The following is a 26,762-nucleotide window of genomic DNA, read 5'->3' as shown; positions in this document are numbered from 1 at the left end:
CTTGCTCACCCGAAAATTTCTGCAAAATTTTCTATGGTTTGGGTATCTTTGGGAAGACAAGGCTAAGGCACGCAACTGCGCATAGCCTAAACCGTTGTGCGTCATTTAAAAAACAGAGAACACTTAATGAAATATAGTTTAATAATCATATTTTTTTACTTTCTAATCTCCTGTCAAACCAAAGGACAGAAAAAACAAGATGACGATTCTGACTTATCGTTGAAAATTGACTCGGTTATTAGCGAACAAAAATTCAATGGGGTGATTTTGGTTTCCACTGACTCAATTGACATTTATTCTAAAGCAATTGGTTTTTCGGATTTGGAAAAAGAAACTAAACTTGACTTAAACGACCAATTTGTAATAGGTTCTATAAGCAAACAGATTACGGCTGTATTGGTTTTGAGAGAATATGAAAAGAAAAATCTAGAACTTGACGATTCGATTGAGAAATATTTAACCCAAATAAATCAACCTTGGACAAAAGAAGTAACCATTCATCACTTGTTAACTCACACTCACGGAATCGTTGACTTAAACAAACCATTGGAATTTAAACAAGGGTCACAATTTCATTATTCCCAGTTGGGATATGAACTGCTCGCTCAAATCCTTGAAAAAGTTACGGAAAAGTCCTTTGAACAATTGTCGACTGAACTTTTTGAAAACTATGGACTCAAAAACACGTTTCATCCAAAAAACAAAGAATACGGACACCTAGTAAAAGGCTATGAAGAAAACGAAAATGGGGTTTTGGTTTTTGCTGCAAATAGTTTAGATAATTATGTTCCAGCCGGTAGTTTTATATCAAACGCAGCCGACCTGAAAAAATGGAACGAAAATTTATATTCGGGAAAGTTGGTTACGAAAGAGACTCTGAAATTAATGACAACCAAATACGCAACTCGAATCCATCCTATTTTTGAAACAGTTGAATATGGATATGGACTACTTTTTAAAGACGGAGAACAAAATGTTCAAGTTGGTGCATTAGGCTATGCACCTGGATTTGTATCTGCTTGCTATTATTATCCACAGGAAAATTTGAATCTTGTGATTTTGGAAAATACTGCAAATAATTTAGATGACTTTAAACAGACATTTAAGATACATACATCAATTATGGAATTAATAAAAAAACGAACGCACAACAATGGCTCCTATGAAAAGCCTTAGTCCAGTTCTCTAAAGTTAACTAATATTTTCTTTTTTACTTAAACCACCTTTTTTTCTTTTAATATAACTTGCTCAGCATCCTATATGTGATATTCCGTAAGTACGGGATTCACCGGCATCTGTATGATTATAAGCTATAATAGACCTGTTCACTTGCTATAAAATGTGATTCCCAATATTCTGAGATCACCCACGTTGTTTTGTGATACAGATCTTTTCTACTTTATTATGAGCTTCGTTATTAAATTATTATTTATTGCTCTACTCCTATCACATAGGGTGTTTCGCTCTTAATTACCGCCAGAGTTCTACTTAAAAGTTTACGCGCCACCTTTACAATGACTGATTTTACGTTCTTACCTTGATGCTTCCTATAGTAGGCCTGCATGACAGGATCTGTCCGTATAGCTTGCCAAGATGCTTCAATAAAGTAGCTACGTGGCAAGCGATGAGCTCTCATACTTATCCCGGTATGGCGTATCGTATCTCCACTCTGGTAGATCCCGGGACATAAACCTACATAGCCCGCCAAATGCTTCACACTGCTAAATCTACGAAGGTCACCTAGTTCGCTTAATATCCCACTGGCAACGATACCCCCTATCCCCGGAATACTGCGAAGCAGCATGTAGTCGTTCTTATAGTAAGCCTTCGTATACTTACGCAAAAGAGTAGAGACATCTCTAAACTCCTGATCAATGAATCTAAAACTGCGCATACGGCTTCTTAAAACCTCATTGCCCGGATCATACTCAAATACTAAAGCATCTAACCAATGACGAAACTTATGACTCCAATGATCGTTATCAAACTCTTCAGGTATCGCAACGCCATAGTAAAGTAACTGCATCTTGATGTAGCTCTTGATTTGGCGCATATCCTTAACCAAGTCATTGCGACGCCTAAATAAACTGCGTAATTGTTCTCTCTTTGTATCAGGAACATTTATACTTTCTAATCGACCATCTTTTAGCTCTCTTGCGATTAGCTGAGCATCTATCCTATCAGTCTTGGTATACTTCTCCTTGCCTTTTCTGTGAATATCTGCCGGATTTACTACTAGAGATCGCCAGCCGTAACGCTCAAAATCACGATGAGCAGAATACCCACAGCAACCTGCCTCGTAAGCTGTAGATACCTCATAACCTTTATAATGACGATCTACGTAATTCTTGAGCTCAACAGGATTTGGAGACATACTAAATGTCTTACCGCCTGAAATATCAGTCGCACAATGAACTTTCCAGCTTCGTTTGTGAATGTCAATACCAATGAATAACTTAGGTGTCGCAGTTTGTTGGGTGTCCATACCTTTTGATTTTAGTGAATCTTAAAGATACTCGACAGGCTGCTTTTACATAGATGCTATAGTGCATAGCTACCCTGCGGGATAGCTACGACACCATACACGGAACGTTGAAGGCAATGGCCCTAGGGGGACGCAAAAATCACGCACGCTGTGCGTTTCCCTTTTTGCTCCATCGCCTTCAACGGGATTTGTACATCGCACCCCATTTGAATCTAATTGTCTATTTTTATCCCAAGGTGTAAAGGCAAAAAGCACTGCCTTCAACACAGTGTATACCCTATGGGGCGCGATGATGGCTACCCGTGGCGCTGCGCCCCACACGCCATACACAAATCCCGTTGTGCCACATTTGACCAAAAAATAATCATCAGGCAACCATTTAACTTTAAATGACGTCTATAAGAATAAAACACAAAACAAAATTGATGCAAAAATTATTGACTTTAGGATTTTTGACTTTATTACTTTCTTGCCAAACAGAAAAAAAACAACCAGACAAATTCAGCGCGGACTTTAACAAAAATATAGAAACATATTTTCTTGCCGAGATACTCTCCATTGACCATAGAAATACCAACAAACAATGGGAGGAATATAAACTCAAAACGTGCAAAGAATACCAACCGATAGTTGCGAAAGCATTAGCTGATTTTGGAAATCTAACCCAAAGTGAAATTGCAATTGAAACAGCCAAACTTAATGATACATTGGGGAGTTTTGGGTATGGTAACGATGTTATGATGAGAATTCTATTGGAGCAACCAGAATTTGACCTTTTTCAAAAACCTTCGAGATTTAAATTTTCACAAACCCATTTGAAAAGCGACAAACAAATAGTATTAGAAAACATAATTTCGAATTATTTACAAGTACTTTACAATTTCTACCAAACTGAGAACATTAATGATTTCTATACTAAAAATGCAAATTTCTACAGTGGTGCTATCAACGAGGTTCAAACTCACATACCAAAAGGATTTACGGAAGCAATGGAGGAATACTATGGAGATAGTAGAGAAAAATACGTTGCTTTAGTAAGTCCAATGATGATTTGGCCGATAGAAGGCAATGAAGGACGTGGAATTGGAGCATCAGTCGAAAAAGACAATAAGAAAATTGTCTATGAAATTATGAGCCCTTACGTTCAAGTACCAGTCGATTCCACAAAAAAGAATTATACCCAATTTGGTTTTGATTATCAACCGAGAGCAAGAACCCTAACAATACACGAATTTGGACATACATTTGTTAATAGGGAACTTGAGCCTTTCCATAAACAAATAGAAAATTCCTCTTACCTATTTACAGATAAGCTCAAAAAAATAATGCAAACAAAAGGCATCCAAAATTGGAATGTTTATGTTATTGAGAGTTTAGTTCGATTGGGCGAAATTAGAATAGCAGAAATTCAAAATGATAAAGAAAGGGCTGATTATTTACGAAATTATCATACTAGTTTAGAGCATTTTAATTTTCTTCCGCAATTGGAGGAAAAAGTACTTCAATTCGAGAATAACCGAAAAAAATATCCCATGTGGAAAGATTTTATTCCCGAACTTTTAGGTGTATTTGAGAAAAGCACGACTGAATATATAAATGAAAAATTAAAATAAAAAAGTGGCATAACAATGGCTATAAACAATTGCTTTTACAGGCTTATCCTGAAAATTTCCACGTATTTGCTGCTTGTCGTGTACTTGCAAAAGTCCGTGCTAACCCACGCAACTGTTCATAGCCGAGACCGTTGAAGGCAATGGCCCTAGGGGGACGCAAAAATCACGCACGCTGTGCGTTTCCCTTTTTGCTCCATCGCCTTCAACGGGATTTGTACATCGCACCCCATTTGAATCTAATTGTCTATTTTTATCCCAAGGTTTAAAGGCAAAAAGCACTGCCTTCAACACTTTGTATACCCTATGGGGCGCGATGATGGCTACCCGTGGCGCTGCGCCCCACACGCCATACACAAATCCCGTTGTGCAACATTTACCAAAACCATCGCAAATTGGAATTGAAAATTAAATTGAGTATATTTTTCATCGGCGGATTTTTCTTTTTTTGGATTTTAGGTCCAATATTAACAGACAAATTGAAAGGTGGATTGGAAAAGCGAAACCAAAATTGGTTGAGAAAGCACCTGGAATTTTTAAATTCTATCGCTATTTCTTCAAAGCATTCGCATTTGCTTGTCTGATTTATATTGTTTTGATTTGGACAGGGTTTGTAACAATTCCAACCGAATAACGAATGAAAACAAATTTTGAGATAGACGAAAATAGTGGCGTAAAATATGACGGAATTCATATCGACTTACACAATAATTTTGAACTGAAACTAAAAGAAACGGACGGAAAAAACATATTGATTGAATTCCTAAAATTAAATGACGATTGGGTTCACGAAAATGAATTCGCCAAATTGACTTTTGTCCATAAAAACATCTCTTACGAATTTTTTGAAAACGGGAATAATGATGAATATCCCGAAGACGAAAATACTTTAAGCGTTATCGGCTATTTTCCAAAATCAATGCGGAATATAAACGACGGTTTTATGCAACGAAATAAACCAGAAATTGATGATGATATTATTTATATCTTTCAGAACGATAAAACAATCAGAATTGGTTGTGACGAAATAGAATTGATAGTAAAAAAACAATAAAGAAACGGAAAACAGAGCGAAAACAACGTTGCACAACAATGGCTATAAACAATTGCTATAACAGGCTTATCCTGAAAATTCCTGCGGAATTTTCAGCTTGTCGTGTACTTGCAAAAGTCCGTTAAAACGCACGCAACTGTTCATAGCCGATACCGTTGAAGGCAATGGCCCTAGGGGGACGCAAAAACCACGCACACTGTGCGTTTCCCTTTTTGCTCCATCGCCTTCAACGGGATTTGTACATCACACCCCATTAAAATCTAATTGTCTATTTTTATCCTAAGGTGTAAAGGCAAAAAGCGTGCTGAGCGAAGACGAAGTACATTCAACACAGTGTATACCCTATGGGGCGCGATGATGGCTACCCGTGGCGCTGCGCCCCACAGCCTGCACTGAGCGAAGTCGAAGTGCCATACACAAATCCCGTTGTAAAACATTTTGAAAAAATATAGATTGAATAAAGTACTCTACTTTTTGGTTTTGATATTAGTTGCTTGCGACAGTAATAAAAGTGTGACTGAACCTTTAAAAAAACCATTTGAATTAGGAATTGAATTGACTGGAAAAGTTACAAAAATAGATTCTCTAGAAAGTTATTACCTCATTAACGTAACTGATGAAAATAATTGGTTTAGAATTGTATCTAAAAAATCTTCTTCAAAGCCCTATAAAGGGACTAAGCTTGAAAACGGCAATTCTTACTTTTTTAAAATAAAACAAATAACAGATAGAAGTGTCAACCCAAGAGTTGGCAACTATTTGGACATTGCAGCTTGTCGCTATTTTGAAAATACTGAAATATGTACAGATTCTGGTTACGAATTAGCGACGGCATACAACCTATTGGGGCTTTATTTAAAACCTGAGTAATAAAGCAAAGTAATTGCGAATGGAATTAAAAACTATGCGCAGATGGACTTTACTCGGGCGGAAAAAACGTTTTACAACAATACCTAAACGTAATGCGGGGTTTTGGGCTAAATCGAAAGGTCTGTGTATATTTACTAAGTCGCTAAATCTTTGGGATTTAGCTTTGGACAAAAAAGGAAAAAGCGAAACCAAAAGCTTTAGCTACGTCGGCAGACGGCAACGAAAAGTTTCCTCGCCTCCGCACTACGCTTAGCCCAACCGTTGAAGGCAATGGCCCAAGGGACTTTTTTGCATTCCTCTCTCCGCCAGCCGGCGGATCGTCGGATGCAAGACACCCAATTAAATCTAATTGTCTATTTTTATCCTAAGGTGTAAAGGCAAAAAGCGTGCTGAGCGAAGACGAAGTACATTCAACACAGTGTATCCGCCGGTAGTCGGACAAATAACCAATGGGGCGTCCCGAAACTTCGGGAATGGTTACTCGTGGCGCTGCGCCTTTAAAATGCCTTCCTCTCTCCGCCAGACAGCGGATCGTCGGAGGCAGGACACAAATCGCGTTGTATAACATAAACCATAAGCCATGAAAAATTATCTGAATGTGAATATTTTTTTTCTTGCTATTTTCTTTTTTTCTACCAATGTATTTGCGCAAAAATTTGACAGGAATAAAATACAACTCGAAATAAAAAATGCAGCTTTGCTTGAACAAGAGGCATTCAAAAATGGAAACTGTGAAAAAGTATTGAGCTTGATGTCTGATGACATTACTTTTCTAGCGAATGGCAAAAAAGTACCTTCAAAAAAAGTCGTAGAAAAATTTTGCAACTCTATACCCAGACCGTTTAAAACAGCAACGGTTGACAAACTCGAAATTTATCCGTTAAACGAAACCACTGGATATGTAATTAGGACATTAGAATATCCAAAGAATGAAACTATAAAAATGTCGGAGTATGTCACAAAAATTTGGACAAAAATTGATGGAGAGTGGAAAATAACGCACTTACACTCAACCGTAAAAGAAATGCCAATAACTAATTAATTTACGTTGTACAACAACGGTAACCGTTGCACAACCCGATAAATCCTAAAATTAGACCTCACATGCGCCATTTTAGGGGCGCTTTTTATTTCAAGCTAGTTTTATTTTGTCAAAATTGAGTGGCTTAGATGTAGTCTCATGAGATCTATTATAGGCTTTTTGTTTTTTTGCATGAAGTTACCTACTCCCGCTCCATTTTGAACCAGTTTTTTAGTGAATTTTAGATACTTCTTCAGATTATAGGCCACCGCGGAAAGGTGCATCACCTTGTTGGCTTGCCGTATTCCTATTGTATTGATCTTTCTCAAGCCCATAAATTGGGTAAGCCTACACAACGTAATGAAATCAAGTTCAATACAGTTGCAATTAGTGATACACTTTTGTAATCTTCACTATATTTAAAATATTAAATTGAAGCGTCATTAGTATTGTGAGCTTCCAACATCTTGAAAAGTAAAGAACCCAACCTTTATAAACAATTGTTGAGTTGAATAGAGAAAAACTTGAAATTAATCCATTAAGTCATATGAGAAATAGTTTCTTTTTTTTAGCAGTACTATTATCTATACAATTTCACAGTCAAAAAATGATTGAAAACAAAGCTGAAATGTGTCAGCTATTAGCTAAAATGTCCAGTCGTGATCAATTGCACAGATCAAAAATTCCTGATGCATTTTCTGGTAATGAAATTCACTACTCAATAAAAGAGATTGACTCCATAAACGTTTTACAACGAAAAATAGATAATCACAAAACTAAAAAACTTATAGAGATTACAAAGAAATATGGCTGGATAAGTAATGAAAGAATTGATTGTACTAATGTAGATATTTGGATCATCTTTAGACATTCAAAACCTACCTATTTTGATGATATTTCTGAATTAATTGAAAAGAACACGAGGAAAAACGATTAAATGATTTCTATTATACCATGATAAAAGACCATTTGAATGGAAGACCACGTGGATAATAATTAGAATTTTCACCAACCCTTTTGAGTAATAGTCAGAGATAATTTTATTCTCTTTTTAGCAAATTTTCTAAAAAAGTATGAACCTCTACCTTATATTTCTTACTTAATGGGATGGAAATATTTCCTTTTAAAGTAACTTCAGTCAATGCTACAGCTTCAACATAGTTAGGATTAATGATATAAGAGCGATGGGTTCTAATAAATCCTAAGGGATTCATTTCTGCTTCGGCTACCTTAAGGCGCTTAAAACAAGTATATTTTCTAGATAAGGTGTTATAATCCACATATTCTCCGTTAGCATTTAAATACAGAATATCCTGAGATAAAACATAGATGGTCTTTCCTCCGCAGCGTAATTTTATAGGCTGCTCTAGTTTTTGTCCAGATTCTTTAAATCTCTCTTTATATTTTTCTCTTGCTGCTAATCCCCATTGGTAAATAGCATAACTATAGCCTAGAAAAAGCAATCCCGCTGAACTAAACATAGTAAAAGGCAAAGCCCTACGCGGATAATGAAATACCGTATACGAAGGTAAATGATTACTTAAGAAAAAATAAATAAAGGTAAATCGTATGCCGGTAAATAGTGCCGTAAATAATATAAATTCTTTTACGGGGAATCTGGTACAGGCTCCCAATCTTAGGTAACCTATCATAAGTATACATATAGAAATCACAGTAATACCTATTGCCGAAAGCATAGCAACTAAAAACTCAAAAAACTCAAGATAATAACCTAAGGCGAATAGGAAAAAAAAGTAAATCCATATCAAACCCCACAGCGAAATATGCCTTTTGAGAAGATCATTGATTGAATTTATCCATCGTTTCATTGAATAGTCATCGCTACAAATATAAAAAAATAGGATTTTTCGTTTCTTTAAATTGAATATCGTACTTAGTAATAAATATTTCCAAGAATACAGCTCAATTTTAATACATCCAAAATCTTATGAATTCTCCATATTATAATAAATTATATCTGTTTTGTTTCATGTTGTTATTATCGATATTTGTGGCCAATTGCGGTAAAGACGATGATAGCCAAGTGGATAACATGAATATAAACGCAGAAATTGAGAGCCTATCTGGTCAGATCAAACTCTTAGAACAACCTCCAGCTTCTCTCGAACTTGACGAATTGACCTCAGATACTTTACTGTTTATTTTTGCCGAAAAAAGAAGTCATACTTTAGTAACATCAATTGAGATAGATTTATCTATGCCTGGTAATTACTTTCCAAGTACCTTTCCTGGTGATGAACAAACCTGGGAAGCCCTTATGCCGGGAAACATTCCTGCAGGAACAGTTGTTGATTCGTATTACCTGCATTACGATAACGAAACCTATAATGATACATTTGATATAAACAATTATTTTAATTGTATTGGTCAATACCAGGTAAATGCCGTAATTAAATTTTCAAAACCTGTTTTAGGTATTATTATGAGAGCAGGATTAGGAGAAGAAGATCATTTAGGAAACAGTAACAATGAATTAGGAGTTGCTTCTGTAGATTATTGTGAAGATAATCTGAGTCATTTCCCAGGGATTAATATTGTAGACGGTTGTCAATCAGATCAATTTATTCTAAGCGAGGATAGAAAAACACTAACACTTAAGAATAATACTGACATTCACCACGACAATTACCGCGTCATTTTAGCAGCAGATTAAAGAAGTTTTAGTTGTAAAAATAATGGAGGCTAATCAACAACCTCAATCCCAAATCCCTGCAGTAACCCTAAAGCATTTTCCCTAGAGAATTTTGCTCCGCGAAGTTTGTTTTTGGTAGGATCGATCTGGATGCCAGAAGCGCGACTAACATCAGCTTGTTCGAGAATAGTTTGATCAAAAATTGCACGATTCAACGTTGACTCGTTGAATACAGCATTGGTGAGATTAGCCTGAGTAAAATCGGCTTCGGTTAGATCACAGGCTTCAAAAATGGTATTGGCTAAGGCACATTGGTAAAATGACGCGGGCATCAGTTGAGTTTTTTTACAGGTAATTCCAAAGGCAAATGCATCACAATGCTCAAAATGCAAGCCCAATAATTTACATTCATCAAACCTAACTTGTTGAAAGCTGGTTCCCTGCAATTTGACATTACTTAAATTACAGCCAATAAATTCACAGTCAATAAATCTGATCTCAGATAAGTCACTTTCAGTAAACTGACACTGTTTAAACAAACAACCTTCATAATCACCTTTAGCTAAGCGCGCAGAAGTAAAATCCTTCTGCTCAAAAACTTCATCAAAGCATTCTACTATATCCATTGTTACTTATTTGGACAAATAGGCAAGAACATTTTGTTCAATACGTTTTTCGATATCACTCAAATCCGCTTTTACAAAGGTTTCGCCGGTGATACTTTCGTATAACTCAATGTATCGCTCAGAAATGGTTTGAATAAAGGCATCAGACATTTCCGGCACCTGCTGCCCTTCTAACCCCTGAAAACCATTAGCGATCAACCACTGGCGTACAAACTCTTTAGAAAGCTGCTTTTGAGCCTCTCCCCGCTGCTGACGTTCTTCGTATCCTTCAGCGTAAAAATAACGCGAGGAATCCGGCGTGTGAATTTCATCAATCAACACGATTTTTCCCTCTTTGGTCTTACCGAATTCGTATTTGGTGTCTACAAGGATGAGTCCGCGTTGTTTGGCGATTTCTGTACCGCGTTCAAAGAGTGCATAGGTATATTTTTCTAATACGGCATAATCTTCCGCCGAAACAATCCCCCCTTTCAAAATCTCTTCTTTTGAAATGTCCTCATCATGGTCACCTTGTTCTGCCTTGGTGGCCGGAGTGATAATTGGAGCGGGAAATGCGTCGTTTTCTTTCATTCCTTCCGGTAAGGAGACTCCGCATAACATGCGCTTACCCGCTTTATATTCTCGTGCAGCATGACCTGCCAGATAACCGCGTATAACCATTTCAACTTTAAAAGGCTCACACAACTCTCCTACCGCCACATTGGGATCTGGCGTAGCGGTTAACCAATTAGGGACGATATCCTGAGTATCCCTCATCATCTTTGTGGCTATTTGGTTTAGGATTTGACCTTTATAGGGTATTCCCTTAGGCATCACGACATCAAACGCACTCAACCGATCTGTTGCTACCATCACCAATTGATCGTTCGCCAGAGTATATACTTCTCTCACTTTACCGTGATATACGTTTTTTTGACCGGGAAAATTAAAGTTGGTGTGGGTAAGGGTGTTCATGATTGAATAAAAGTTCAAAATTGTGAGTTATAGATCTTGGCTTTGTAGCTTAGTTTTTGATTTTATACTTTGTACTTTGTACTTTCGGCTTTGTACTTGAAAACTAGTTCCTATTCTCAATATCTTTATACGCCGCAATTACTTTTTTGACCAGTGGATGACGAATAACGTCTTTATCATCCAGGTAAATCATCCCGACTCCTTTTACATCTTTTAGAATTAACAAGACTTCTTTGAGCCCACTAATCACACGTCGCGGTAAATCGATCTGCCCGGGATCACCGGTAATCATGAATTTTGCACTTTTACCCATACGCGTTAGGAACATCTTCATTTGCGCATGTGTGGTATTTTGCGCTTCATCTAAGATCACAAACGCATTATCTAACGTGCGACCACGCATAAATGCCATAGGTGCGATTTGGATCGTGCCATCTTCAATAAACTTCTCTAATCGTTCTGCCGGAATCATATCGCGCAGTGCATCGTACAGTGGTTGCATATAAGGATCCAGCTTTTCGCGTAAATCCCCGGGTAAGAATCCCAGGTTTTCTCCGGCCTCTACAGCCGGACGGGTTAGTATAATACGACGGACTTGTTTTTCTTTTAAGGCTTTTACTGCTAGCGCTACGCCTGTATAGGTTTTTCCGGTTCCCGCGGGGCCAATGGCAAACACCATATCGTTTTTTTCGGTAAGTTCAACCAACTTACGTTGATTAGCCGTTTGGGCTTTAATCACCTTGCCGCTTACACCGTGAACTAATGCTTTACCACTTTCTTTAGAAGTTGCATAATCATCCTTATGATTGCTGGTTAATACCCGCTCAATAGAATTTTCATCCAATTTATTGTAGTTTGAAAAATGTTCTAATATCATATTAAAACGCTTGTCAAACTCCTCTAAACGCTCCTCGTCACCGTAAACTTTGATTTTTGTTCCCCGTGCAACGATCTTGAGCTTTGGAAAATACTTTTTTAAAAGTTCAATGTTAGCATTTTGAGAGCCGAAAAATTCTCTTGGGTTAATGTCTGAAAGTTCGATGATAAGTTCGTTCAAAAGCAGAAAGGTTTTTTTAAGTAAATACGCTATTTTCGCAAAACAAATTTAAACAAAATAAGCACTGCCAAGGCTAAAAAATATTAACAAAACACTGCTATGCCTATCATTACCTTAACGACCGATTTTGGCAATAAAGACCACTCTGTTGGTGCGGTTAAGGGAGCGATTTATAAAGAATTGGATCAAGCGACCATTGTTGACATCTCTCATGAGATTTCTCCTTTCCACATTGTTGAAGCAGCCTATATCATCAAAAACGGTTATAAAAATTTTCCTGAAGGTACTATCCATATTATTGGGGTCGACTCTGAGCTTACGCCGGAAAATAACCACATCGCATTAAAACTTGATAATCATTACTTTATCTGTGCCAACAACGGTATCATGTCTTTAATTGCTGCCGAAATTATACCTGAAAAAATTGTACAAATCAACATTCATGATAAAGTCGAAAGCAACTTTACCCTGCTGGATGTATTTGTAAAAGCAGCTGCGCACATAGCCAGAGGCGGAACATTGGATGTGATCGGAAAAGACATTACCGCCATTAAACAACTTATTGGAGTAAAACCACAGGTGAACAGCGATAAAAAACAAATCATAGGCTACGTTTTATATGTAGATCATTATGGCAATGTGGTTACCAATATTTCCAGAACATTTTTCGAAGATGTTGGTAAAGGGCGAACCTTTACCATATCAACACGATCTGTGCAGTTTAAGAAAATACACGAGTCTTATAGCGATGCGATCAATTTTGATTCGCCTAAAAATAAACGTGAAGAAGAAGGCAAGAAAATCGCCTTATTCAATTCTGCCGGCTATATCGAGTTGGCGGTTTATAAAAGTAATCCAAGTACAGTTGGGAGCGCAGCCTCACTTTTTGGATTAAAATATTTAGACACCGTAAACATTACCTTTGACTAATGCTGGTACGTATTGTAAAAATGACGTTTCAAAAGGATAAGATCAACAATTTTGAAGCTTTGTTTGATGAAGTTAAACATAAGATACGCAACAGCCCGGGATGCCGTTTGTTAGAATTATATCAAGATCAAAATAACCCGCAGGTATTTTTTACCTATAGTTACTGGGTAGCAGAAGAAGACCTTGAAAATTACCGACATTCACCTTTATTCAATGAAGTTTGGACAAAAACCAAAGCCATGTTTGCCGGTAAACCCGAAGCCTGGAGTGTGGATAAAAAAGTGAGTTTGAAATGAGACCATGGCTAATTGAAAAGATATCAATTCCTACAATGCCAAGGTTATATTTAGCAATACTGCTATCCTGCTTAGTTTTAAGTTGTAAAACCTCTATACAGAAATCCGAACATGTACAATTCCTATATCAATCGGCAGATTTACCAAAAAGCACTGGTGTCGTTACTGATCTTGCGAATCTATACACGAGTAGTCAAACTGACGAGTTTAGAACGCTCATCCAAGATTTTGAAAAAGAAACATCCAATGAAATAGCTTTAGTTACTGTGACAAACATTCATCCTTACGAAGATTTGGCTATCTTCACTACAGATTTAGCCAATCACTGGGGTGTTGGTAAAGAATCCTCTAACAACGGATTAGTTTTTTGCATTTACCCTGAAAAAAGAAAGCTGTGGATAAGTACCGGATTTGAAACTGAAAAAATACTTACTGATTAAATATGTAAAAAGGTCATTGATCAATATATCCTACCTCAATTTAAAGAGGCAAACTATTACGAAGGCACAAAACGAGGAATAGAGGAATTAATTGAAATCTGGAAAAAGAAAACAGATACAGATAACAATTAAACCATAACGAATACCAGTAACCAATAACAACCCATGGAAGACCAGTTATTTAACGCATTTATATCACTTTTACCAGCCATTATCGTTGGCGGAGTAGCCTTTTACTTTTTACGAACGTATACCCTGCAAGAAGATCGCAAACAACGATTTGCTATTTTAAAAGAAAATCAAAAAAAAGCATTACCGCTGCGACTGCAAGCGTACGAACGATTGACCCTTTTCTTAGAACGCATTTCTCTGGTTAATCTCTTACTTAGAGTTAAACCCACTTCCCAAAGCAAAAATAGCTATGAGCGACTTTTGGTGCAGCACATAGAACAGGAATACGAACACAATATCACACAACAGATCTATGTATCTGATGAATGTTGGACCGCGATTAAAACAGCTAAGAATGTTACCATCCAAGTGATACGTAGAAGTACCATCAGCGATCAGGTCAATAGCGCCGATAAGCTAAGAGAATCCATTTTAACCGATTTATTAGACAAAAGCGCCAGTACAGAAAAGGCGATTTCGATTTTAAAAGGTGAAGTCAAGCAATTGTTTCGATAACCATATCATTCCCGCCTCCGCGTGTCGCCCTGTCATTCCTGCGTCCGCGTGTCGCCGAAGCTTCTCGGCCTTCGTAGCTGTGCTACTATGGCGAAGGAGGCTAGCGGAGGAGCAAAGCAGGAATCTCATTATCATATCTAAAATTACAATCAGTGTAAAAATTAACTCCTTCTACCTCATTGTCTCCGACGAGTGACAAAAGAGCGAGAGGAAGACAGTAAAGCGGGGGATGAGGGAATCCTACTCCAAATCCACTTGACTATCTTTTGTAACATTACGAGACTTTGCAAATTCAAATCCGCTGTCCCACCACAAGTTCATTTTGACCTTATCAAAAATGAGCGAATTGGTAGTAAGTACCGTTGGTGTGTAATACGGATTAATGATCACATTCTTATTCGCCGCTGCAAACTGGCCAATACGTATATTTTGTTTTTCAATGCGATCCATCATAAAACCATGCAGATTAGTCAACAAGCCAAAGGCATTTTTACTCGGCAGCGGATTGATATACGTCACCTCAGTCTCTAAAATGATCACATCAATCACCGTGGCGCCACGTTTTACCGCTTCTTCGATAGGAACTACGCATCCAAAACCACCATCAGCATATTCACAGCCGTTCTTCTTGACCAAACTCATAAATGGGATGTAATTCGCTGATATCCAAATCCAATCACAAAAATCATCGTACGTAAAGTCATTGATGGACTTATACTCCACTTGATTCAACGACAAATTAGAAACTGTGACGACCACTTCTTTTGGTCCTTGTTTTAATTCTTCAAATTCTGCAGGAGTCAAATTTTTCCGGATAAGTTGTTTAAGGTTATGGCTTTCGCCGAAGGTTTTTGAACCCCTAAAAAAATTACGGAGTACATTTCTATGCTTTATCCCCACCTGATGTACACCGTGCTTTTTCTTGATCGTAAAAGGATTTCGACTAAAAATACTCTGCTGATTAACCGAAGTATAAACCTCGCGCATCTTTTCAGCTTTATTCAGTGCTAAATGACTTAAGAGTAGACTTCCGGTAGAAGTTCCTATAAACAAATTATAGTCATATCCCGCTTCTTCAATGAGATACTGCGCCACTCCACCGGCAAACGCACCTTTACTTCCCCCACCAGAAATGACCAACGCTCTCATAATTCTGCCAGGGTTTTAGTGACGTATGCGCGCTCTTCCGCAGCCATGCCATCATAAAGCGATTTATAGCGGTTTTGATATTCTTCATCTTCTACCAATAATCCCATCAAACGTCGGGCATCTTTTCTAAATCGCCATACGTGATGGGTTGAAGCTTGTGCTAGATCCAATAAGTTTTGGTCGCTAAATTGATTGAATTGATAGAGATAGCTAAATGCCTCTGTTCGTATTTGATAGGCATACTCAGGTGCAGTAAATGATTGCAGATGAGCCAAAACTGCTGGTTTTTCGACATTTTTATAATCACTGGCCAGATGTAAGGCGTGCCATAACAATTCTAGGTTGTGATTGGGCAAACCAACCTTGCCCTGCATCGTCTCAAAATACGTTACTCTATTCGCCGGGAATTGCTCCCATAGCCTAAAAAAAGCGGCTTCTTGGGTGACGTAGGATTCATCATTTAGCAGAGTTTCAAATTTTTTACGAAAAACTTCCGGAATCGTATTCATCATTTTCGCCACAGCCTGCCGTACGTAAAGGTCATTAGTTGCCAATGCCTTTTCATATAATTCCAGCACCGCTTCGGCTTCAAATTCACTCAGTTGATTGACGGCCTCTTGTGCCAGGTAAGTGTTCACTGGGAATGCAAAGGTCTTTTCTATCGCGGTTCTCTTCGCATCGATTCCTTTTTCGCGTAGCGCTATCAACTCAAATAATCGCTGCATAAACGCCGACTTCTTTAATGAATTTACAGCCGCATAGCCTTGAAAAGCTGACTGCTCCAACCAGTCTTCTCTAAAAAGCTGCAAAGGCATCCCAGATGTATTCTCAACTTCGCTCAAAAAATCAGATGTAGTAACATTTTTAAATGCGTGTTTCTCCAAGTAGTTTTTTACACCCTTTTTAAAGGGCTCATCTCCAACTCGTTCCCGAAGCATATGTAATGCCCATGCACCCTTTTCATAAAAAGTAAGTGAACTCGCCTTAGGATTGAGTAAAGCTTCTCCCTTCCCTTGATCGCTTAGGGCTTTTAGACGTTCTGCAGATTCATACAACTTGAAGTAATAATAATCATCCCCGAATATCTCACGCTCTGCTAATAATGCATAATAGGACGCAAAGCCTTCATGCAGCCAGTGGTGAGTTCCGCTGGTTTCAGTCACCAAATCCCCAAACCATTGGTGCGCCAATTCATGGGCATTTACATTGACGTAGTTTTGATCATTAAAACCAATCTCGTCTACTACAAAGGCATCGCTAAAAATAGTAACAGAGGTATTTTCCATCCCTGCATATAGAAAATCCTTCACAGGAACTTGCGCATAGGTTTTCCACGGATAGGCAACGCCAATCTCTTCTTCTAAAAAATCAAACATGCGCTTGCTGTGGCGATAAGTAGCATTCACTTTGCTGCTATCCTGCGGATAATAATAGAACTTCATTGGTACTCCACTAGCACTTTGCTCCTCCTTTGCAGCATAATCACCCATCGCCACTGCCACCAGATAACTGCTCATGGGATGAGTCATATCAAAATCCCAAATAATCATATCGCCGTGAACAGATTTCTCAGTGAGCAGACCGTTGGCAACTAATTCAAATCCCTTTGGAGCCGTAAACTTAAGATCAAACTCAATCTTATCATTCATATCATCAATAGAAGGAAGCCAGTTAGACGTATATTTTCCCTGACCCTGAGACCATACTTGATCCCCGAGTGTAGTTGTGACGTGATATAACGCCTTGACAGGTTTTGCAGAATAGGTGAAATCTACGGTGTATGCTTTTTCAGGCTGAAAGTCACCTTTAAAAATAAGATGTTCCTGATCGTAAGAAAGTGTATAACTATTTTCTTCGGAAGGTGAAGAAGACAATTCATAGACCGTTATATTTTTAGCATTTAGGTATACTGAATCAATAGCCTTTTTAATCTCAAATGTAGCTGAAACCCTTCCGCTCACGTGATTAGTAGTATCACTTAAGGTCAAATATGCATCAATTCTCTGGAAATCGACCAAAGCTTGTTGCTGCGCAATACCTTTTCCGAAGAAAGAAAAGAATAATAAAATAAATAATTTATACACCATGTTCAAAACAATGTGATCTGCATCTGTCTACTCCGCTAAAATTACGCCAAATGTTTTATTTTCGCTTAGCATGAGTGCTTCAGATCTTCAAACTCCTATCGAATATCTTAAAGGCGTAGGTCCCAACCGCGCTGCCTTATTGCGTAGTGAACTGGGAATCAAGACATATCAAGATCTGCTGCACCATTTTCCGCACAGATACATCGATAAAACGAAATACTACACCATAAGTGAGCTGGTAAAAAGCTCTGCCGAGGTACAAATTGTTGGGAAAATCGTCCATCTCAAGAGTGTTCCTATGAAACGCGGATCTCGTTTAGTCGCAACCTTTGCCGATGAAACTGGAAAAATGGAACTGGTGTGGTTTAGAGGTCATAAATACCTGCAAGAAAATCTAAAACTCAATGCGCCCTATGTAATCTTTGGAAAAGTAAATTTTTACAGCGGAATTTTCTCGATGCCCCATCCTGAACTGGAACTACTCAGCGAACACGAACAAAACATTCGCGTAGCGATGCAACCCGTATATCCATCTACAGAAAAGCTGGCAAAAGCTAATATCACCAATCGCATCATTAGCAAACTAGTACAGCAAATTTTTATGCAGAGTGGCAAAAACTTCGCTGAAACCTTGTCCCCTTCTCTACTCAGTCAATTAGCCCTGATCGATCGTGGCACAGCAATGTTTACCATTCATTTTCCTGAAAGTCCGCAGCTGCTGGCAAAAGCACAATATCGTTTAAAGTTTGAAGAGCTCTTTTTCATTCAGCTGCAACTCATCCATAAAAACCTGTTGCATAAAGCTAAAATCAAAGGATTTGTGTTTAATACCGTAGGTGAACAGTTTAATGAGTTTTACAGTAAACACCTCCCATTCGATTTGACTAATGCGCAAAAGCATGTGTTGAAGGAAATTAGGCATAATATGGGCACCGGCGCACAGATGAATCGATTATTACAGGGCGATGTAGGATCAGGTAAAACCATTGTGGCGTTAATGACAATGCTCATTGCTATTGATAATGGCTACCAAGCCTGTTTAATGGCACCTACAGAAATCCTGGCAATTCAACATTATCAAGGCATCAGCGAACTGCTGGAACCTATGGATATTAAGGTGGCGTTATTGACAGGATCAACAAAAACCGCTGAACGTAGAATATTACATGAAGGTTTACGAGATGGTAGTGTGCATATTCTTCTGGGTACCCATGCCTTGATTGAAGATACGGTTCAGTTTAAGAACTTAGGGCTGGCGATTATTGATGAACAGCATCGTTTTGGTGTGGCACAACGATCAAAATTATGGAAGAAAAATAGCCTACCCCCTCATGTATTGGTGATGACGGCAACCCCCATCCCTCGTACCTTAGCCATGACCTTATACGGCGATTTGGATGTCTCTGTAATTGATGAATTGCCCCCGGGCAGAAAAGCCATTAAAACGGTGCACAGATACGATAGTAATCGACTAAAGGTGTTTAAATTTATGCGCGATGAAATTCAAAAAGGAAGACAGATTTATGTGGTTTATCCACTGATTCAAGAATCTGCTACGCTAGACTATAAGGATTTGATGGATGGCTATGAAAGTGTTGCCAGAGAATTCCCGGCACCAGAATTTCAAATTTCTATCGTTCACGGCCAAATGAAGCCTGCTGATAAGGAGTACGAAATGAATCGCTTTGTTAAGGGAGAAACCCACATCATGGTTGCTACTACTGTCATTGAAGTTGGAGTTAATGTGCCCAATGCCAGTGTCATGGTCATTGAGAGTGCAGAGCGGTTTGGATTATCGCAGCTGCACCAGCTAAGAGGGCGTGTAGGTCGCGGAGCAGATCAAAGTTATTGTATTTTAATGACGGGATCCAAACTGGGCAATGACAGCAAAACCCGCATGCAAACCATGACGTCTACCAATGATGGTTTTGAAATTGCGGAAGTAGATTTGAAACTTCGCGGTCCCGGTGATTTGATGGGCACCCAACAAAGTGGAATTCTACAACTCAAAGTAGCTGATTTGATCCGTGATAATGATTTGCTGAACATAGCCCGAAGTTACGCCCAAGAATTGCTTAAAAAAGATCCTAATCTAAGTCAATCGGACAACCTACCCATTGCCAGAGCTTTTGCTAAAATGATGAAGCATAAATCACTGTGGAATTATATTAGTTAATGATATATGGAAAGAGAGGGGATCTTAACATACTAAATCTACAGGAATGATACATCTCATAGTCGGTAATACTGGTGCAGGAAAAACAACATATTCTAACGTACTTAAAGAAAAGAATAACGGAGTGATTTTCTCTATTGATCACTGGAATAAAACGTTATTTCTACCCGACAAAAAAGAGCACGACGGACTAGCATGGTTTCTTGAGCGCATTGACAGAGCCGAAGAAATGATTATGTCACTCATACATCAGCTTGAAGAATCAAGTGTAGATACCATACTAGACCTTGGCTTATCTAAATTTGATCACAGACAAAAGTTTAGAGAATTCGCCCTAGAGAATAGCTATCAGTTAAAGTTGCACTATTTAGATATTTCTAAAGAAGAGCGTTTAAGTCGGATTGAGGAAAGAAATCAAACTCGCGGAGCTACGTATTCATTTGATGTCACTAATGAGGAGTTTGAATTTAAGGAAAAATGGTTCGAACGACCTACGAATGAAGAGCTTGTAGATGCTATTGTTTTATTGAAATAAATCAAATTGTCTTCCAGGAGTATAACGCATTTTTTCTTAAAAATTCCAATACTTAAGAAAAAGGTAGCATAAAATGATATCTAATGAATGATTTAGGCGCGATTGAGAAAATATAAGATTAGTCTCAAAATCTATACTCAAAACCTATCAATCGCATCTCATCTTGTTGAGAATAAGTGAGCTGCATGTGCTGCTGTTGATACTCTGTGACGAACAGAAAATTACTTCCTAAGCCTATGATCATACCTGCCAGCACATCAAATACATCGTGTTTCTTTGAATCAATACGGCTGTACCCTGTAAATCCCGCCATGAGGTAGGATGGGATCGCATATTTTAATCCATAACGCTTATGTACAAATCCGGCGCTATGAAAAACAGCAGAGGTATGAGCCGATGGGAATGAATCGCTCCCGCTGTTATCAGGACGGTCCTTATCAACAATATATTTTAAACCGTAGGTGACGCCCATAGTTACTAAAAGACCTTTACTAAATTGCCAGGTGCCCTTAAAATCTTGCAAGGCTAATGTGGTCGTCATCGTTGCTGCAGGAAGTGTGACTAAAAAGACATCTCCAAATTCTTGGCTGGTTAAATCACCTTGAGCAGACGCAGATTGGCTGTGAAATAAGCTAATTAGAAGGCAAAAAAATAAAAATTGAGACCAAAAATTTTTCAAGAGATCGATTTAATGACTGACTATATATAATCCAAATATAGCAACTATCGTCACTTAGCAATTTTAAAATAGTACTAATTTTGAATCAACCTTCACTAAATCTTACGCGCAAAACAAATCATTGCATTTAAACTAAATATTATATTTTGCGCTTAACAAATATGACATGGAATATTCATGAAAGAAAAACTCACCCGAAGCGTAGGTACCATAGGCCTATCGGCTAATATCATGAATATTATCATAGGTGCTGGTATTTTTGCGCTACCGGCAGTTATTGCTGCCAAAATGGGATCTTCTAGCATCATCGCTTATCTATTTTGTGGAATACTGGTTCTACTAATTGCACTTTGTTATGCCGAAATCGGTAGCAAAGTCACTAAAACAGGAGGCTCTTACACCTATATTGAAACTGCCTTTGGTGCATATCCGGGATTTTTAGCGGGATTATTCTCCATTGGCACTACCTTATTTGCTGACGCTGCGGTTTCTAACGCTTTAATTAACATTCTGCCTGTCATCGATCCTGTTTTCGGGGAGCAATGGCTTAGGCTCTTGATTTTATTTTTTCTTTTTATGGGTTTAGCAGTAATTAATAGCGCCGGAATAAGACAAGGTATGTGGCTCATAAAATTTAATACAGTTGCGAAGCTCATCCCCCTAATACTGCTGATCACAATTGGATGGACTGCAGTACAATCCAAAAATTTAGTGATCGAAGCTCTTCCCGGTATTGAACAATTAGGTGCAACTGCTTTGATATTGTTTTTTGCTTTTCAAGGATGTGAAATGGGACTCGTAGTAGGGGGCGAAATAAAAAACCCAAAGCGTACCGTTCCCAGAGCTATCTTCATTAGTATATTTAGTGTACTGGTACTTTACATCTTGATTCAAACAGTTGCGCAAGGCGTGTTAGGTGATGATTTGGTTAATTTTAAAGAAGTCCCATTAGCTGAAACTGCTCGTGTCATCTTTGGACCGATTGGCTATGCTATTCTCATTGCAGGTGCCGGTGTTTCAATGTTTGGGTATATGAGTGGATCTATTCTTAACAGTCCGCGGGTGCTGTATGCTCTCGCACGGGATAAAGCAATCGTGTCAAAAGGATTGGAACGCATTCATCCAAGATTTGCTACCCCGCATGTTGCTATTCTACTATACGCCTTCTTAGGATTTATCATCGCTGCTACGGGTAGCTTTGAACAATTAGCTGTTATTGCCAGCAGTTCACTATTATTTATCTATTTTGGCGTAGCATTATCTGTGCTTAAACTGCGAAGTAAACAACCCAAAAAAGCCGAAGAATTTCAGATCGCCGGTGGATATATCGTCCCTGTACTGAGTATGCTGATCATTCTCTATTTTTTATCTCACATGACCCGTCCTGAAATGATTGGAACAGGAATTTTTGCCGCTTCAGCCTCTATACTCTATTTGCTATTTAAACAGATGAAGAAAAAATAACGCTAAAAAAATATCCAGATAAATCTGGATACTTTTTTACTTTTAAACAATAGCTTGCTAATGCTTTCGTATAATTGAAGAGGTATGCTTCAAGGCATAAACCGATTAGATGTTAGTCTTTCTTCTCTTTCTCTAAACGTTCTATACGTTCTTTTTGATTTTCTTTTCGTTGCTTTTCGGCGGCATGTTCATCACTAAAACGTATTCCGTCTTGATGCATATCTGCTAACGGTAAATCTTCACGATCAACACGATTCTCTCTGGAAATATCTTCAATATCCTTTTTCATAGTTTTTTTGTTTTCAAGATAAACACAACTTAAAAAAGCGGGCGTTAAATGGGCGTTAATACTTAATAAATACTGTCAAAATGAAAGTTTTTCTACTAAATCTTTCAGAACAAGCGTTTGCTGCTCACCAGTCTTCATGTTTTTCAAAGTATAGGTTTTGTCCGAAATTTCATTGGTTCCGGCCAGCACAACGAAAGGAATGTCACGCCGATCGGCATAGGTCATTTGCTTTTTCATCTTGGCAGCATCCGGGTAGAGCTCTGCATTGATTTTTTTATTCCGAAGCTGTTGCACTGCCGTGAATGCATACCCTGCTTCAGCCTCTCCAAAATTGATAAAAAGCACTTTTGTATTTGCGGTAACTGTTTCAGGAAACAGCTGAAGCTCTTCCATTACGAGATAAATTCGGTCTAATCCAAAAGAGATTCCTACACCGCTAATATCATCCCGCCCAAAAATTCCGGCGAGGTCGTCATAACGTCCACCGCCACCAATGGACCCCATCTTTACTCCCGCAGGAGCTGAAACTTCAAAAATCGCTCCGGTGTAATAGTTTAGACCACGCGCAAGGGTTACATCTAATTCAAGTTTAGCAGTTTGCAATGGGTTTGCATCTATAATTTGCTGAATAAAACTAAGCTCTTTGATGCCTTGCTGACCAGCTTCAGAGGTTACTAACAGTTCCTTGAGTTGATCGATCTGTTCTTGAAAGCTTCCGCGTAAGCGAAAAATAGGCGCTAGCTTTTCAATAGCTTCTTCAGAAATACCTTTCTCCAGCATTTCTTCCTTGACCTTCTCCTCACCTATCTTATCCAGCTTATCCAATGCCACCGTGAAGTCAATTAACTTTTCCTGAGCGTTCATAACTTCAGCAATTCCTGCTAAAATTTTACGATTATTCACTTTTATTGTGGTGCCCTTTAGCCCCAAATCAGTAAATACCTGATCGTACAATTGAATGAACTCTGCCTCTTGCCATAAACTATCGCTCCCCACCACATCTGCATCACATTGGTAAAACTCCCTATACCTTCCTTTTTGGGGACGGTCAGCTCTCCATACCGGCTGAATCTGATAGCGTTTAAATGGGAGTTCAATTTCGTTTTGATGCTGTACTACATATCGCGCAAAGGGAACCGTTAAATCGTAGCGCAATGCTTTTTCTGATATAAATGTTGAAAGCTTATTACTATCAATATCTGAAATTTTACCCGTGGTTACAGGCATTCCACTTACCTCACTCTCTGTATATTCGGTTTCAAAATCTTTTCCAAAAACAATTTCTGAAAAATCCTTTATGTTTTTCATAAAATCCCCACTATTTAAAATCTTAAAAATCAAACGATCGCCTTCTTCACCATACTTGCCCATCAATGTGGAACTATTTTCCATACTAGGCGTTTCAATAGGCTGAAACCCATATCTGGTAAAACTTTGTTTGATGGTGTCGATGATGTAGTTTCTGCGGGCAACCTGAGCCGGAGAAAAATCGCGGGTTCCTTTTGGGATGCTTGGTTTTTGAGCCATAATTGTTCTAAAGCTGCAAATATATGGATTAGCTGCATAGATCATCTACCTATAAAGATCAGTTTCTCCACGAATCTTTAACAGATTAGTGTAACTTTAAGCCATGCTTTTGTACTAACGTTTTAGTTATACCTTAGGTTTATGTTTACACTATTAAGAGAAAACATTCGCATCGCAGCGAACAGCATTAAAGGACAGCTGCTTAGAACTATTCTTACTGTCTTAATTATCGCAATTGGGATAACTGCATTAGTTGGTATTTTAACCGCCGTTACAGCGTTAGAAAATACAATTACCAGTGATTTTGCTGCCATGGGTTCTAATACGTTTAGCCTGCGTCAATACGAATTCACCGTACAACGACGAGGTGGTGAACGCGAAAAAATAAATCCTATTCTATCCTATCGTGAAGTGCGCCAATTTAAAGAGGATTACCAATATCCATTCACCCAAACGTCGCTTTCTTTTACGGGAACGGGTGCAGCCGAAGTGCGCTATGAATCTGAAAAAACCGATCCCGAAGTTCGCGTACTAGGGGTTGATGAAAATTACCTGAGGAATTCTGGTTTAGACCTGGGGAAAGGTCGTGATTTTACCGTTTTTGATATTCAAAATAATAACAATGTGTGCATTTTAGGAGCTGATTTTGAAAAGGATCTCCTTAAAGATGTTAATCCTATTGGGAAAACCATCGCAATACGTGGAGTCAAATTCAAGGTAATCGGTGTTCTTGAAACTAAGGGATCTACCTTTGGGAATAATCAGGATTTACGCGTCTTGATTCCCTTAGAAATTGCCCGCTCCATCTATACAAACGCAAACATTAACTACAGTGTAAGCATTAAGGTAGATAATAAAGACATGCTTGAAAATGCACAGGATGAAGCTATCATTACCTTTAGAAACATTCGCAAACTCGCCCCGGTTGAAGAAAATAATTTTGGGATGGAACGCAGTGATAGTTTGATCAATCAAATTTTTCAAATTACAAGTGTGCTAAACATTGCCGCATGGATCATTTCAATCATTACCGTGTTAGGATCATCTATCGCGTTGATGAACATCATGCTGGTTTCTGTGACAGAACGAACCCGGGAAATAGGAGTGCGAAAAGCCTTAGGTGCCAAAAAGAAAAGCATAGCAACACAGTTTTTTGTTGAGACGATGATGATTGGTCAGCTGGGTGCTTTGCTAGGTATTATTTTGGGAATTGGTATAGGCTATGCCGTGGCTAATTTTGCGGACTTTAAGTTTGCGACACCTTGGGCAGCTATGATTTGGGCCGTAGTGATTTCATTCATAATTGCGTTAATTTCTGGCGGATATCCTGCTACTAAAGCAGCAAAACAAGATCCTATTGAGTCGCTGCGTTATGAATAGTAGTTAATTTATTAAAAGTCATATTCAATATAAAGAATATCGTGAATAGATTATCATTCAAGAATCAGAAAGAGGCGTTTCCACTTCATTACCATCCTGAGTTTTGTATATCAATTATTAAAAATGGCGTAGAACTTATAAATATACAAGAAGAACAATTTGTTGGAAACGTAGATGACATCACTATCACACATCCCTATGAATTACATTCAAATCCTATATTTTCTTCATCTAATTTACTAGCATTTGATACTTTGTATATCCCTGAAGAAACAGTGAGAGCAATGCTCCCATTGGACCAAACGTTACATTTTGAGAATAGAGTAATACGAAATGATAAATTAAATACTCTATTCAAACAGTTAATGAATCTTGAAAACCGCCCTGATAATTCTTTACTAAAAAAGTTTATTCTACAATTATCATCTTTTGGTGAGTTAACAAAAACATTAAGCATTAAAAAGCCATTAAGTTACTGGGGTAGTATTGACGCATATATAGAACTTAATATAAAAGAAATTATATCCCTAGAGCAATTAGCAGAAATTGCACATCTTAATAAATATAGTTTCGCAAGAAAGTTTAAAGAAACAACTGGGATATCACCAATTCATTACACCTTAATGAAGAAAGTCTTTCATTGTAAAAAGACAATGACAAAAGAGTGTTCTATCACAGAGAAGGCCTATGAGTATAATTTTACCGATACTTCCCATTTTTCAAAATCATTCAAAAAATTTATTGGCATAAGACCTAAAACCTATCAAAAAGAGTTCTTAGTCTAAAAAGTCAA

The 26,762-nt window shown here is 38.1% G+C and carries 25 protein-coding genes and 2 pseudogenes; 16 read left to right on the top strand and 11 right to left on the bottom strand.

Annotation, left to right across the window (positions count from 1 at the left end):
- Window positions 1-126: 126 nt before the first annotated feature.
- Window positions 127-1,176 carry a serine hydrolase domain-containing protein gene (locus ABD000_RS05750; protein ID WP_343764801.1) on the top strand — a complete coding sequence of 350 codons (1,050 nt, stop codon included), beginning with the start codon at window positions 127-129 and terminating at the stop codon, window positions 1,174-1,176.
- A gap of 253 nt (window positions 1,177-1,429) precedes the next feature.
- Here the strand turns inward: ABD000_RS05750 and ABD000_RS05745 are convergent, their stop codons facing one another.
- A complete protein-coding gene (locus tag ABD000_RS05745; protein WP_343764800.1) occupies window positions 1,430-2,485 on the bottom strand; it encodes an IS110 family RNA-guided transposase in 1,056 nt (351 codons plus the stop codon).
- A gap of 425 nt (window positions 2,486-2,910) precedes the next feature.
- Here ABD000_RS05745 and ABD000_RS05740 point away from each other — a divergent pair, with 425 nt between their 5' ends.
- From ABD000_RS05740 to ABD000_RS05725, 4 genes are all read left to right on the top strand, one after another.
- Complete coding sequence (locus tag ABD000_RS05740) at window positions 2,911-4,098, top strand: DUF4932 domain-containing protein (protein WP_343764799.1); 1,188 nt, start codon at window positions 2,911-2,913, stop codon at window positions 4,096-4,098.
- Window positions 4,099-4,732: 634 nt separating this feature from the next.
- Window positions 4,733-5,149: a hypothetical protein gene (locus tag ABD000_RS05735; protein WP_343764798.1), complete on the top strand. Its 417-nt coding sequence runs from the start codon at window positions 4,733-4,735 to the stop codon at window positions 5,147-5,149.
- Window positions 5,150-5,602: 453 nt separating this feature from the next.
- Window positions 5,603-6,019, top strand: coding sequence for a hypothetical protein (locus tag ABD000_RS05730; RefSeq protein ID WP_343764797.1), 417 nt, complete (start codon window positions 5,603-5,605; stop codon window positions 6,017-6,019).
- A 580-nt stretch (window positions 6,020-6,599) separates the two neighbouring features.
- Window positions 6,600-7,061, top strand: a complete 462-nt coding sequence (locus tag ABD000_RS05725) for a nuclear transport factor 2 family protein (protein WP_343764796.1) — start codon at window positions 6,600-6,602, stop codon at window positions 7,059-7,061.
- Window positions 7,062-7,249: 188 nt separating this feature from the next.
- Here the strand turns inward: ABD000_RS05725 and ABD000_RS14030 are convergent.
- A pseudogene (locus ABD000_RS14030) lies at window positions 7,250-7,387 on the bottom strand (transposase); the annotation flags it as partial.
- A 161-nt stretch (window positions 7,388-7,548) separates the two neighbouring features.
- On the opposite strand from ABD000_RS14030, the gene ABD000_RS05720 reads away from it, so the two are divergent.
- A complete protein-coding gene (locus ABD000_RS05720; protein ID WP_343764795.1) occupies window positions 7,549-7,977 on the top strand; it encodes a hypothetical protein in 429 nt (142 codons plus the stop codon).
- Window positions 7,978-8,080: 103 nt separating this feature from the next.
- Here ABD000_RS05720 and ABD000_RS05715 read toward each other — a convergent pair whose 3' ends face one another.
- Complete coding sequence (locus ABD000_RS05715; protein WP_343764794.1) at window positions 8,081-8,692, bottom strand: LytR/AlgR family response regulator transcription factor; 612 nt, start codon at window positions 8,690-8,692, stop codon at window positions 8,081-8,083.
- A gap of 401 nt (window positions 8,693-9,093) precedes the next feature.
- Between ABD000_RS05715 and ABD000_RS05710 the strand changes: the two genes are divergently transcribed.
- Complete coding sequence (locus ABD000_RS05710) at window positions 9,094-9,714, top strand: hypothetical protein (protein WP_343764793.1); 621 nt, start codon at window positions 9,094-9,096, stop codon at window positions 9,712-9,714.
- 29 nt (window positions 9,715-9,743) lie between these two features.
- Here ABD000_RS05710 and ABD000_RS05705 read toward each other — a convergent pair whose 3' ends face one another.
- The 3 genes from ABD000_RS05705 to ABD000_RS05695 form a co-directional block, all read right to left on the bottom strand.
- On the bottom strand, window positions 9,744-10,319 hold the full coding sequence (locus ABD000_RS05705) for a pentapeptide repeat-containing protein (protein WP_343764792.1): 576 nt from the start codon (window positions 10,317-10,319) through the stop codon (window positions 9,744-9,746).
- 6 nt (window positions 10,320-10,325) lie between these two features.
- Window positions 10,326-11,273 carry a phosphoribosylaminoimidazolesuccinocarboxamide synthase gene (locus tag ABD000_RS05700; RefSeq protein ID WP_343764791.1) on the bottom strand — a complete coding sequence of 316 codons (948 nt, stop codon included), beginning with the start codon at window positions 11,271-11,273 and terminating at the stop codon, window positions 10,326-10,328.
- A 103-nt stretch (window positions 11,274-11,376) separates the two neighbouring features.
- Window positions 11,377-12,330 carry a PhoH family protein gene (locus tag ABD000_RS05695; protein WP_343764790.1) on the bottom strand — a complete coding sequence of 318 codons (954 nt, stop codon included), beginning with the start codon at window positions 12,328-12,330 and terminating at the stop codon, window positions 11,377-11,379.
- A 99-nt stretch (window positions 12,331-12,429) separates the two neighbouring features.
- On the opposite strand from ABD000_RS05695, the gene ABD000_RS05690 reads away from it, so the two are divergent.
- The 4 genes and pseudogenes from ABD000_RS05690 (at window position 12,430) to ABD000_RS05675 (ending at window position 14,683) form a co-directional block, all read left to right on the top strand.
- Window positions 12,430-13,260, top strand: coding sequence for an SAM hydrolase/SAM-dependent halogenase family protein (locus ABD000_RS05690; RefSeq protein WP_343764789.1), 831 nt, complete (start codon window positions 12,430-12,432; stop codon window positions 13,258-13,260).
- The gene (locus tag ABD000_RS05685; protein ID WP_343764788.1) at window positions 13,260-13,556 is read left to right on the top strand and encodes a putative quinol monooxygenase; all 297 of its coding nucleotides are present in this window, start codon (window positions 13,260-13,262) and stop codon (window positions 13,554-13,556) included. Before ABD000_RS05690 ends, ABD000_RS05685 begins: the two co-directional genes overlap by 1 nt.
- Window positions 13,553-14,128 (top strand): annotated as a pseudogene (locus ABD000_RS05680) (TPM domain-containing protein). The gene ABD000_RS05685 and the pseudogene ABD000_RS05680 overlap by 4 nt, the downstream one beginning before the upstream one ends.
- A gap of 33 nt (window positions 14,129-14,161) precedes the next feature.
- On the top strand, window positions 14,162-14,683 hold the full coding sequence (locus ABD000_RS05675; protein WP_343764786.1) for a DUF7935 family protein: 522 nt from the start codon (window positions 14,162-14,164) through the stop codon (window positions 14,681-14,683).
- Window positions 14,684-14,923: 240 nt separating this feature from the next.
- On the opposite strand, the gene ABD000_RS05670 is transcribed toward ABD000_RS05675, so the two are convergent.
- Together ABD000_RS05670 and ABD000_RS05665 are read right to left on the bottom strand one after the other, a co-directional pair.
- Complete coding sequence (locus ABD000_RS05670) at window positions 14,924-15,832, bottom strand: patatin-like phospholipase family protein (RefSeq protein ID WP_343764785.1); 909 nt, start codon at window positions 15,830-15,832, stop codon at window positions 14,924-14,926.
- Window positions 15,829-17,919: a M1 family metallopeptidase gene (locus tag ABD000_RS05665; protein WP_343764784.1), complete on the bottom strand. Its 2,091-nt coding sequence runs from the start codon at window positions 17,917-17,919 to the stop codon at window positions 15,829-15,831. The genes ABD000_RS05670 and ABD000_RS05665 overlap by 4 nt, the downstream gene beginning before the upstream one ends.
- Window positions 17,920-17,989: 70 nt before the next feature.
- On the opposite strand from ABD000_RS05665, the gene recG reads away from it, so the two are divergent.
- Both recG and ABD000_RS05655 read left to right on the top strand, forming a co-directional pair.
- Window positions 17,990-20,095, top strand: a complete 2,106-nt coding sequence (recG, locus tag ABD000_RS05660) for an ATP-dependent DNA helicase RecG (RefSeq protein WP_343764783.1) — start codon at window positions 17,990-17,992, stop codon at window positions 20,093-20,095.
- Between the two features lie 46 nt (window positions 20,096-20,141).
- The gene (locus tag ABD000_RS05655) at window positions 20,142-20,630 is read left to right on the top strand and encodes a P-loop nucleotide/nucleoside kinase family protein (protein WP_343764782.1); all 489 of its coding nucleotides are present in this window, start codon (window positions 20,142-20,144) and stop codon (window positions 20,628-20,630) included.
- A gap of 124 nt (window positions 20,631-20,754) precedes the next feature.
- Here ABD000_RS05655 and ABD000_RS05650 read toward each other — a convergent pair whose 3' ends face one another.
- Window positions 20,755-21,309, bottom strand: coding sequence for a phosphatase PAP2 family protein (locus tag ABD000_RS05650; RefSeq protein WP_343764781.1), 555 nt, complete (start codon window positions 21,307-21,309; stop codon window positions 20,755-20,757).
- Window positions 21,310-21,486: 177 nt separating this feature from the next.
- Here ABD000_RS05650 and ABD000_RS05645 point away from each other — a divergent pair, with 177 nt between their 5' ends.
- A complete protein-coding gene (locus tag ABD000_RS05645) occupies window positions 21,487-22,773 on the top strand; it encodes an APC family permease (protein WP_343764780.1) in 1,287 nt (428 codons plus the stop codon).
- A 112-nt stretch (window positions 22,774-22,885) separates the two neighbouring features.
- Here ABD000_RS05645 and ABD000_RS05640 read toward each other — a convergent pair whose 3' ends face one another.
- Window positions 22,886-23,062, bottom strand: a complete 177-nt coding sequence (locus ABD000_RS05640) for a hypothetical protein (protein WP_343764779.1) — start codon at window positions 23,060-23,062, stop codon at window positions 22,886-22,888.
- A gap of 75 nt (window positions 23,063-23,137) precedes the next feature.
- The gene (hisS, locus tag ABD000_RS05635; RefSeq protein WP_343764778.1) at window positions 23,138-24,589 is read right to left on the bottom strand and encodes a histidine--tRNA ligase; all 1,452 of its coding nucleotides are present in this window, start codon (window positions 24,587-24,589) and stop codon (window positions 23,138-23,140) included.
- Window positions 24,590-24,730: 141 nt separating this feature from the next.
- Here hisS and ABD000_RS05630 point away from each other — a divergent pair, with 141 nt between their 5' ends.
- Together ABD000_RS05630 and ABD000_RS05625 are read left to right on the top strand one after the other, a co-directional pair.
- The gene (locus ABD000_RS05630; RefSeq protein ID WP_343764777.1) at window positions 24,731-25,969 is read left to right on the top strand and encodes an ABC transporter permease; all 1,239 of its coding nucleotides are present in this window, start codon (window positions 24,731-24,733) and stop codon (window positions 25,967-25,969) included.
- 41 nt (window positions 25,970-26,010) lie between these two features.
- A complete protein-coding gene (locus ABD000_RS05625) occupies window positions 26,011-26,754 on the top strand; it encodes a helix-turn-helix domain-containing protein (RefSeq protein WP_343764776.1) in 744 nt (247 codons plus the stop codon).
- The last annotated feature ends 8 nt before the right edge of the window (window positions 26,755-26,762 follow it).

This window comes from Gangjinia marincola, from assembly GCF_039523415.1.
In the GTDB taxonomy this organism is placed as follows: Bacteria; Bacteroidota; Bacteroidia; order Flavobacteriales; family Flavobacteriaceae; genus Gangjinia; species Gangjinia marincola.
The sequence above is the reverse complement of the archived record's forward strand: the minus strand, read 5'-3'. Positions and strand labels throughout refer to the sequence as shown.

What these genes read in the sequence shown, in the direction of transcription:
- ABD000_RS05705 (WP_343764792.1), bottom strand. Translation starts at nt 10,319, where the DNA reads ATGGATATAGTAGAATGCTTTGATGAAGTTTTTGAGCAGAAGGATTTT.
- ABD000_RS05715 (WP_343764794.1), bottom strand. Translation starts at nt 8,692, where the DNA reads ATGATAGGTTACCTAAGATTGGGAGCCTGTACCAGATTCCCCGTAAAA.
- ABD000_RS05745 (WP_343764800.1), bottom strand. Translation starts at nt 2,485, where the DNA reads ATGGACACCCAACAAACTGCGACACCTAAGTTATTCATTGGTATTGAC.
- recG (WP_343764783.1), top strand. Translation starts at nt 17,990, where the DNA reads ATGAGTGCTTCAGATCTTCAAACTCCTATCGAATATCTTAAAGGCGTA.
- ABD000_RS05670 (WP_343764785.1), bottom strand. Translation starts at nt 15,832, where the DNA reads ATGAGAGCGTTGGTCATTTCTGGTGGGGGAAGTAAAGGTGCGTTTGCC.
- ABD000_RS05665 (WP_343764784.1), bottom strand. Translation starts at nt 17,919, where the DNA reads ATGGTGTATAAATTATTTATTTTATTATTCTTTTCTTTCTTCGGAAAA.
- ABD000_RS05710 (WP_343764793.1), top strand. Translation starts at nt 9,094, where the DNA reads ATGAATATAAACGCAGAAATTGAGAGCCTATCTGGTCAGATCAAACTC.
- ABD000_RS05675 (WP_343764786.1), top strand. Translation starts at nt 14,162, where the DNA reads ATGGAAGACCAGTTATTTAACGCATTTATATCACTTTTACCAGCCATT.
- hisS (WP_343764778.1), bottom strand. Translation starts at nt 24,589, where the DNA reads ATGGCTCAAAAACCAAGCATCCCAAAAGGAACCCGCGATTTTTCTCCG.
- ABD000_RS05690 (WP_343764789.1), top strand. Translation starts at nt 12,430, where the DNA reads ATGCCTATCATTACCTTAACGACCGATTTTGGCAATAAAGACCACTCT.
- ABD000_RS05735 (WP_343764798.1), top strand. Translation starts at nt 4,733, where the DNA reads ATGAAAACAAATTTTGAGATAGACGAAAATAGTGGCGTAAAATATGAC.
- ABD000_RS05685 (WP_343764788.1), top strand. Translation starts at nt 13,260, where the DNA reads ATGCTGGTACGTATTGTAAAAATGACGTTTCAAAAGGATAAGATCAAC.
- ABD000_RS05740 (WP_343764799.1), top strand. Translation starts at nt 2,911, where the DNA reads ATGCAAAAATTATTGACTTTAGGATTTTTGACTTTATTACTTTCTTGC.
- ABD000_RS05645 (WP_343764780.1), top strand. Translation starts at nt 21,487, where the DNA reads ATGAAAGAAAAACTCACCCGAAGCGTAGGTACCATAGGCCTATCGGCT.
- ABD000_RS05630 (WP_343764777.1), top strand. Translation starts at nt 24,731, where the DNA reads ATGTTTACACTATTAAGAGAAAACATTCGCATCGCAGCGAACAGCATT.
- ABD000_RS05750 (WP_343764801.1), top strand. Translation starts at nt 127, where the DNA reads ATGAAATATAGTTTAATAATCATATTTTTTTACTTTCTAATCTCCTGT.
- ABD000_RS05640 (WP_343764779.1), bottom strand. Translation starts at nt 23,062, where the DNA reads ATGAAAAAGGATATTGAAGATATTTCCAGAGAGAATCGTGTTGATCGT.
- ABD000_RS05725 (WP_343764796.1), top strand. Translation starts at nt 6,600, where the DNA reads ATGAAAAATTATCTGAATGTGAATATTTTTTTTCTTGCTATTTTCTTT.
- ABD000_RS05700 (WP_343764791.1), bottom strand. Translation starts at nt 11,273, where the DNA reads ATGAACACCCTTACCCACACCAACTTTAATTTTCCCGGTCAAAAAAAC.
- ABD000_RS05655 (WP_343764782.1), top strand. Translation starts at nt 20,142, where the DNA reads ATGATACATCTCATAGTCGGTAATACTGGTGCAGGAAAAACAACATAT.